Annotated in this window: 6 protein-coding genes; 1 reads left to right on the forward strand and 5 read right to left on the reverse strand. The window is 70.6% G+C overall.

Annotated elements, in window-relative coordinates; all coding sequences use genetic code 11:
• Window positions 1-114 precede the first annotated feature (114 nt).
• A complete protein-coding gene (locus tag ACFE7F_RS09460; protein WP_375403605.1) occupies window positions 115-1,311 on the forward strand; it encodes a serine hydrolase domain-containing protein in 1,197 nt (398 codons plus the stop codon).
• 13 nt (window positions 1,312-1,324) lie between these two features.
• Here the strand turns inward: ACFE7F_RS09460 and ACFE7F_RS09465 are convergent, their stop codons facing one another.
• The 5 genes from ACFE7F_RS09465 to ACFE7F_RS09485 all read right to left on the reverse strand — a co-directional run.
• Complete coding sequence (locus ACFE7F_RS09465; protein WP_375403606.1) at window positions 1,325-3,283, reverse strand: serine hydrolase domain-containing protein; 1,959 nt, start codon at window positions 3,281-3,283, stop codon at window positions 1,325-1,327.
• A gap of 462 nt (window positions 3,284-3,745) precedes the next feature.
• Window positions 3,746-4,435 (reverse strand): response regulator, encoded by a 690-nt coding sequence (locus tag ACFE7F_RS09470; RefSeq protein ID WP_375403607.1) that lies wholly within the window; start codon window positions 4,433-4,435, stop codon window positions 3,746-3,748.
• On the reverse strand, window positions 4,432-7,110 hold the full coding sequence (locus ACFE7F_RS09475; RefSeq protein WP_375403608.1) for a DUF4118 domain-containing protein: 2,679 nt from the start codon (window positions 7,108-7,110) through the stop codon (window positions 4,432-4,434). Before ACFE7F_RS09475 ends, ACFE7F_RS09470 begins: the two co-directional genes overlap by 4 nt.
• Window positions 7,107-7,712: a potassium-transporting ATPase subunit KdpC gene (kdpC, locus tag ACFE7F_RS09480; protein ID WP_375403609.1), complete on the reverse strand. Its 606-nt coding sequence runs from the start codon at window positions 7,710-7,712 to the stop codon at window positions 7,107-7,109. Before kdpC ends, ACFE7F_RS09475 begins: the two co-directional genes overlap by 4 nt.
• 12 nt (window positions 7,713-7,724) lie before the next feature.
• The coding region (locus tag ACFE7F_RS09485) for an HAD-IC family P-type ATPase (RefSeq protein ID WP_375403610.1) at window positions 7,725-8,401 on the reverse strand (677 nt) is incomplete at its 5' end.

Genomic DNA, 8,401 nt, shown 5'->3' on the forward strand with positions numbered 1-8,401 from the left:
TCGGGTGGATCATGTTCCGGACGGGCCTGATCTGCAAATAGTTTACGATCAGGATTGCGTCATCGTCGCGCGTGCGGTGTGATGGGGCCGAGAAAAGATCGGGAGGACGGACGCATGCGCTGCAACCAGTTCGCGGCCCCGCTGGGCTTGGGCACCGTGCTGGCGTTGGCGACGGCGTGCCCGACCGCGACCGCGCAGACCGCCGCGACGGCGAACGACCCGCGCCTCGCCGCGGCGATCGACGGGGTCGCGGCCAAGGCGCTCGCCGACAAGGCGGCGGCCGGTTTCGCGGTCGCGGTGCTGCGCGACGGGCGCGTGCTGCACGCGAAGGGTTACGGCATGGCCGACCTGGAGCACCGCGTACCCGTCGCCGCCGACACGGTCTTCCGCGTCGGCTCCGTCACCAAGGAGTTCACCGCCGCCGCGGTGCTCAAGCTCGCCGAGGCGGGCAAGCTCTCGCTCGACGACCGGTTGGACAAGTACGTGCCGACCTTTCCGCGCGGCGGCGAAATCACCTTGCGCCGGCTGCTCGACCACACGTCGGGCATTCGCAATTTTACCTCGGTCCCGGGCTTCATGTCCCGGGCACCGCGCGAGTTCACGACCGACGAGATGGTGACGCTCATCGCCGGGGCGACGCCGCTTTACGATTTCGCCCCGGGCACGGGCTGGAACTACAGCAATTCGGCCTTCTACCTGTTGGGCATCGTGATCGAGAAGGCATCGGGCCAACGTTATGCGGACTATATCCGGACGGCGCTGCTGGCGCCCGCCGGGCTGTCCACGATCGCGGTCGACGACATGGCGGAGATCGTGCCGGGGCGGGCGGAGGGATACGACAAGGCCCCGGGAACGCCGACGGGCTTCCGCAACGCCGGTCACCTCTCGCTTAGCGTCGCCGCCGCGGCGGGCGCGGCGCGCGCCACCGCCGTCGACCTCGCGCGCTGGCACGAGGCGCTGCTCGGAGGCCGGGTGATCAAGCCTGCAAGCGTCAGGATGATGCTCGAGCCCGGCCGCGTCGCCGACGGTCGCCTCGCGAGCGCCGCGCGCAAGCTGGAGCCGGGCGAGACCGAGCCGCCGTCGGATTTCGGCCTCGGCATCTACGCCACGACGCGCAATGGTCGCCGCAGCGTGGGGCATGGCGGCTCGATCAACGGCTTCAACGCCAACGTCCAGACCTTTCCGGCGGAGCGCATGACGGTGGTGTTGCTCACCAACACGGGCGGCGGCACGGCGCCGTTGATGACGAACCTGACGGACGCGGTCTTCGCCGTTCCCGGCCGGGCACCCCCTGGCCAGTCACCGAAGTGACCGGCCCAGCCGTCTACTTCTCCTCCACGTAGCGGTACTCGTGCTGGCTGTCGCGGATGGTGAGCGTGCGCCCCTCCGGTCCCCGTCCCACCAGCGCCTCCATCCCGATGGCACCCGGGGCGACCGTGACGACCGACACGCTGCCGTCGGCGTTGCGCCGCGTGGCGAGCGGCGCGTCGATCACGCCCGCATGCATCCAGATCCGACCGCCCTCGATGCGCGTGGTCAGCGGGCCGACCTCGGCGTTGCGGTAACGCCGGGCCAGGTCGGCGAGCACCGCCGGATCGCCGGGGAGCGTCAGCCGGGCTCGCTTGGCGTCGCCCTGCGCCTTGATCCGCGCCGCGGCCGCCCCGATGTCCGCCACCGCTTCCGGTCGCCCGTCATAGACCACCTCGAGCAGGCGGCGCAGGAACGGGTCCAGCATCGCCGCGCCCTCGTCCGAATTGGTGAGGACCACCGCGCCGATGCCCGCTTCGGGCAGCACGAAGAAGTTGCTGCGGTAACCGAGCAGCGTGCCGCCGTGCGTCACGACCGGCACGCCGGCATGGATCTGTTCGAACAGGCCCATGCCGTACCAGCTGTCCTCGCCCACCACGACGCCGCGACGACGACGCTCCAGGACGTTCGCCTCCGACACGAGCCGCCGGCCCTCGGGCGTCATGCCCTTGGAGAGTTCGAGCATGGCGTAGCGCGCCATGTCGTGCGTGCTCGACCAGGCGCCGCCTGCGGGGCGGTGCGCGATGATCGTCTCGTTGAATCCGTTGCCGATCTCGACGGTGCGCCCGTCCAGGTCGCGCCCATGCGGCCGGGCCCAATCGCCTTTCATGCCGTCGGCGAAACTGAAGGTCGTGTCGCGCATGCCGAGCGGCCGGAAGATGCGGTCGTCCATCGCCCGGTCGAACGCGGCGCCGATCTCCATGCGGGGATAGGCCAGCGCACCGCCGAGATAGCCGGCGGCCGACGCCATCAGGTTGTTGTACTGGAACAGCTCGCCGAAGCTGCTGGTCGGCTGCGTCACCGCGAGCTGGCGGAAGCTGTCGGTCGCCGGCGCCCCCGGCTCCGACAGCACGAAGGCGTAGTCCTTGCGCGGCAGGCCCGTGCACGCGCAGACGAGGTGGCGGACCTGCGTGGCGCGCGTGGTCTCCGCGTTCCCAAGTCGGAATGACGGGTAGAGTTCGGTCACCGGCTGGTCCCAGCGCAACTTGCCCTCGTCGGCCAGCTTGGACAGCAGCAGCGTCGCCATGCCCTTGGTGTTGGACGCGATCATGAACTTGGTGCGCGCGGTCACGGGCTCGGGGTTGCCCAGCCGCTTGACGCCGACCCCGCCTTCCCAGACCACCTTGCCCTGGTCGATCAGCGCGATACCCGCGCCGGGCACGCCCAATGTCCGGGCGGCCTCGGCGGCGAAGTCGCGCAGCATCGCCACCCGCTCGGGCGTCAGCCGGTGCGCCGCCTTGCCGGCGAAGCTCTCGCGCGTGTAGCCCGCGGGGCGGAGGCTCTGCTGGATGAGCGACGCCGCCGCCAGGCGCTTGCCGAACGCGGACTCCGCGCCGTCGACGATCATCACCGTCCAGGCCGCGCCCTGGCGCAGCGCCAGCGCCTGGACGACCGCCTTTTCGCTGGGCGAGGTCTCGTAGGCGATGGTGACGCGCTCGTCCCAACCCTCGCGCGCGGCACCGGGCGTGGCCAGGCGAACCGTGCGTCGGGCTTGGGGAGCGAACATGGCCCAGGCCTTCGCCGCCGCGGCCCGCGCATCCGCCGCAACGCCTATGTCGACCACCGTGATGCGCAGGTCGCCGCCGGGCGCGGTGAACACGGTCGACGACCCGCTCGTCGCCGCGCTCCAGCCGCGCGGCTGCGTATAGCTGACGCCGGCGGCGGTCTTGCCGGCGATGTCGGCCGCCATGGGCGCTTGGGCGCGGGCGGCGAGCGGGGCGCTCGCGAGCAGTAGGATGGGCAAAAGCGATTTCATGGGCCACCTTTCGGAAAACGTCGTCGAACCTGCGCGACGCGGACTTGCCTCCTGCCGCAGGGTCGTCCCGAAACCATCCGGCCGCACCGCTTCCGCCAATCCCGCTCGTCGGATCGTAACCACGCTCGATATAATCCTCAATGGAGAATGCGGGGCCGGAGCGGACCGTCGCCGGGAAGCGAAGACCGCGATGCACAGGTCGAACCGGCCCAACTCCGCGATCGATGTCAACGCGGGACGACCTTGCCGGCGCGCGCGGCCGGTCAGGACCTGCGACCGCGCGTTCGACTCGGCCGGGGGATGCCGCCGCGACCGGAAGCTTCGTGGTCGCCCTCGGCGGCGGCGGCGGCGGCGGCGACGCGTTGGCACGTCGTGTGCGCTCCGTCCGCGCGCCTCCGCGTCGCCGGCGTAGCCCCGCCTCGCTGGTCGACCGACCTCCTCCAGCCAGGATTACCTGACGGATCAGGTATCGGCCATCAGGCGGTAGCCGACGCCGAGTTCGTTCCTGATGATCGACGGCGCCGCCGGCGAGGGCTCGATCTTCTGGCGGAGGTTGCGGATCACGATCCGGAGATATTCCACCCGGCGGTCGTGCTCGTACGGCCAGGCGGCCTGAAGGATCGTCTGGTGCGTGACCACCCGGCCCGGCGCCGCCGCCAGCACCGCGAGCACCTCATATTCTTTGCGGGTGAGGTGCACCGCCTCGCCCGCTTTGCTGATCCGCCGGTTGACGAGGTCGATCTCGACCTCCCCGGCCCGGACGACCGGCGCGGAGCCGCGTTCGTCGAGTTTGTGCCTCAGCGCCGCGCGAAGACGGGCGAGCAGCTCCTCGGTATCGAACGGCTTGTTGACGTAATCGTCCGCGCCGAGGTCGAGGGCGGCGACCTTGTCGTCGGTCGCCTCGCGCGCGGACACGACGATGATCGCCGCCTTGCCCGACTTCTTGAGCAGCGGGACGAGTTCGAGGCCGTCACGGTCGGGCAGCCCCAGATCCAGCAGGATCGCCACGGGGGTCGATGCGGCGGCCATGTCCAGCGCCTCGCGCGCGGTGCCCGCCTCCAGCGTCCTGTAGCCGGCGCGTTGCAGCGTACCGTGGAGCAGCCGACGGATATAGACCTCGTCATCGACGATCAGCACCGACGGCTCGTTCACAGGTCGCGCTCCTGATCCAAGTCCTTGACCAGCAGCTCTTCGGGGAACTTGACGCTGAAGCACGCGCCGTCGCGATCGATCCGGTTCGAGGCGGCGACGGCGAGCCCCATCGCCTCCGCGAACCCCTTGACGATCGCGAGCCCCAGCCCCGTGCCGCCCACCGCGCGGTCCGATCCCTCCAACCGCCTGAACGTCTCGAACACTTCGCCCTCTCGCCCGGGCGGGATCCCGGGTCCCTCGTCCAGCACCGATAATTCCAGCGCGCCCGGGCGACGGTCGCCGCGGATGGTGACGGGGGTGCCGGGCGCGCCGTAACGCCCGGCGTTGTCGAGGAGGTTGAGCAGGCAGTGATGGAAAAGCTGCGGATCGACACGGACCAGGGGCAGGTCGGGAGAGACCTCCAGCCGGATCGAATGGCCCTCCAGCGACCGGCGCGTGTCGTGGACGGCGCCGGCGACGGCGTCCGTCAGGTCGACCGGCTCGATCGCCAGGCGGAGCGCCCCGGCTTCGACGCGCGCCATGTCCAGCAGGTTGGCCACAAAGCGGTTCAGCCGCGCCGCCTCCCCCTCGATCGTGTCGATCAGCTCGGGCGTGCAGCCGCGCCGAAGCTCGGCGGCGGCCACCATGACCGAGGTCAGCGGCGTGCGGAGATCATGACTGACCGACGACAACAACGCGGTTCGCAGGCGATCGCGCTCGCGGAGGCGATCGACGTCGCGCATGTCGTCCTGGAGCCGCATCCGTTCCAGCGCCAGCGACGCCTGGTCGACCAGGCTCATCAGGAGCGGCCATTGATCGGACCGTACCGGACCCCCGCCGTCGTCGCGCGTCAGGCCGAGCACCGCGAGCGTTCGCTCGCCGGAAGTGAGCGGCTGGAAATACCATTCGGAGGCGGCGAGCGTCCCCGATCCGCGGCCTGCGGGCTTGCCGGTGTCGAACGCCCACTGCGCGGCCGCCCATTCCATCACCTCCAGGCGATCGCCGGGCTGGCTCGCCGCAAGCGTCGTCAGCCTGGATCCGTCATGCTCGATCACGACCGCGCGCAGGTCGAACAAGCGCGCGATCTCGCCGGCGACCGTCTTCGCGATCTCGTCGCGGTCGCCGAGCGCGGTAAGCTGGCGCAGGAACCCCGCCAGCGTGGCGTTCGCGCGCGCGCTCGCGGCCGCAAGATCGGCCTGGACGCGCACGCGCGAGGCGAGCTGACTGGTCGCGACCGCGATGCCGAGCAGCACGAAAAAGGAGACGACGTTCTCCGGATCCCGGATCGTGAGCGTACCGGTCGGCGGGATGAAGAAGAAGTTGTAGGCCAGGCTGGAAGTAACGCCGGCGAACAGGCCGGTCCTGAGTCCGAACAGGCTGGCCGCCACCATCACGGGCAACAGGAACAGCAGCGCGACGTTGCCGAGGTCGATCACCCGGAACAGCGCGCTGGCACCCGCGGTCATCCCGGCGACCATGAGCGCGGTCCAGGCGTAACCGCTCCAGGCCTCCTGATTCCGGCGTACGCCGGTTCCTCGCCGCGCGGTGGTCCCGGTGGGGGTCGCTTCGTCGAACGGAAGCACATGGACCGCGACGCCCGGCGTTTCGCGAACCAGCCGGTCGACGACGGAACCGTGGCGCAGCTCGAACCAGCGCGAACGGGCGGACTTGCCGACGACGAGCTGCGTGGCGCGCGCGTCGATCGTGAACTGCTTCAGTCCCTCGACCGCCGACGTCGCCGGAACGCTCGCCACCTGCGCGCCGAGCTGGGTCGCCAGCGCCAGCACGTCGGCGAGGCGGCGGTGCTCGTCGGGGCCGAAGCTGCGGCTCCGCGGCGTTTCGATATGGACGGCGGTCCAGGGAGCGTGCTGCGCGTCCGCGATGCGCTTGGTCGCACGCACGAGACCGGCGGCGCCGGGCAGTTCGCTGACCGCGACCACGATCCGTTCGGAGCCCGCCCAGGTGCCGTCGACCCCGCCCGCCCGCAGATGCTCCAGCATCTGCGCATCGACCGCCTGCGCCGCGCGGCGCAGCGCCAGCTCGCGGAGCGCGGACAGGTTGGATTTGGCAAAGAAGCTACCGAGCGCGCGCGTCGCCTCCTCGGGAACGTAGACCTTTCCCTCCTTGAGCCGCTCGATCAGCTCGTCGGGCGGGATGTCGACGACCTCGATCTCGGCCGACTCGAAGACGCTGTCGGGCACCGTCTCGCGCACCCGGACGCGGGTGAAGGAGGCGACCACGTCGTTGAGGCTTTCGACATGCTGGATGTTCACGGTCGAATAGACGTCGATCCCGGCCGCGATCAGCTCCTCGACATCCTGCCAACGCTTGGGGTGGCGCGATCCGGGCGCGTTGGTGTGCGCGAGCTCGTCGACCAGCGCGAGCGCGGGCCTGCGCTCGAGCAGCGCGTCCAGGTCCATCTCGCGCAACGTCCGGCCCTGATATTCGACCTGGCGCCGGGGCAGGATGTCGAGCCCGGCGGTGAGCGCCTCCGTCTCGCGCCGGCCATGGGTCTCGACGACCCCGACCACGACGTCGAAGCCGGCCTTGGTGCGCGCGGCTCCTTCCGACAGCATTTCGAACGTCTTGCCGACGCCCGGCGCGGCGCCGAGGAATATCTTCAGCTTGCCCCGGCCTTCCTGCGCCGCCTGGCGCAGGAAGGCTTCGGGCGAAGGCCGGTCGCGGTTGGGCGTCAACGGGCCGCCGTGACGCCGCCGAGCCGGTCGAGGTCGCGGTTGAGCGCCAGCACGTTGACATGCGCCTCGCCCATGAAGCCGAGCGTCGGACCGCGCGTGTGCCGCGCCACGAGATCGCGAACGGCCGTCGCGGGCAGCCCCCGGACCCGCGCCACGCGCGAAGCCTGCGCCAGTGCGGCCGCCGGCGACAGGTCGGGATCGAGGCCCGATCCGGACATGGTGACGAGGTCGCCCGGGACGGGGCCGGTCACGCCGTCGGCGCGGCGGGTCGCCAGGTCGGTCTTGACCCGGTCGACGAGCCGCTTGTCGATCGGCCCGAGGTTGGATCCCGCGGAAGCGAGCGCGTCGTAACCCTTGCCCGCCCCCGACGGCCGGGTCTGGAAATAGCGCTCGCTCGTGAACGCCTGGCCGAGCACGGTCGAGCCGATCACGCGCCCGGTACCGTCGGCGCCGTCGCGGACCAGGCTGCCGTTCGCCTGCGACGGGAAGATCGCCTGCGCCAAGCCGGTCATGGCCAGCGGATAACCGATCCCGAGCAGGACGGCGAACAGGAGGGTGAGCACCAGCGCCGGACGCAGCCCGCTCGTGAAGTCGTTGCCCATGCCGGATATCCTTCAGGCGAGACCCAGGCCGCTGACGGCCAGGTCGATCAGTTTAATGCCGATGAACGGCGCCACAAGCCCGCCCAGCCCGTAGACGGTGAGGTTGCGGCGAAGCAGCGCGCCCGCCCCCATCGGCTTGTACGCGACGCCCTTGAGCGCGAGCGGGACGAGCAGCGGGATGATCAGCGCGTTGAAGATGATCGCCGACAGGATCGCGCTCTGCGGACTGGCGAGTCCCATGACGTTCAGGATGGCGAGCGTCGGATAAAGCGCTGCGAACATGGCGGGGATGATCGCGAAATACTTGGCCACGTCGTTCGCCACGGAGAAGGTGGTGAGCGACCCGCGCGTCATCAGGAGCTGCTTGCCGAGACCGACCACCTCGATCAGCTTGGTCGGGTCGCTGTCCAGATCGACCATGTTCCCCGCTTCGCGCGCGGCTTGCGTCCCGGTGTTCATCGCCACGCCCACGTCGGCCTGCGCCAGCGCCGGCGCGTCGTTGGTGCCGTCACCGCACATCGCGACCAGCTTGCCGCCGGCCTGCTCCTTGCGGATCAGCTCGAGCTTGTCCTCCGGCGTCGCCTGGGCGAGGAAGTCGTCGACCCCGGCCTCCGCGGCGATCGCGGCGGCGGTCAGCGGGTTGTCGCCGGTGATCATCACCGTGCGGATGCCCATCGCGCGCAGCTCGC

Source organism: uncultured Sphingomonas sp. (assembly GCF_964235535.1).
Lineage (GTDB): Bacteria > Pseudomonadota > Alphaproteobacteria > Sphingomonadales > Sphingomonadaceae > Sphingomonas.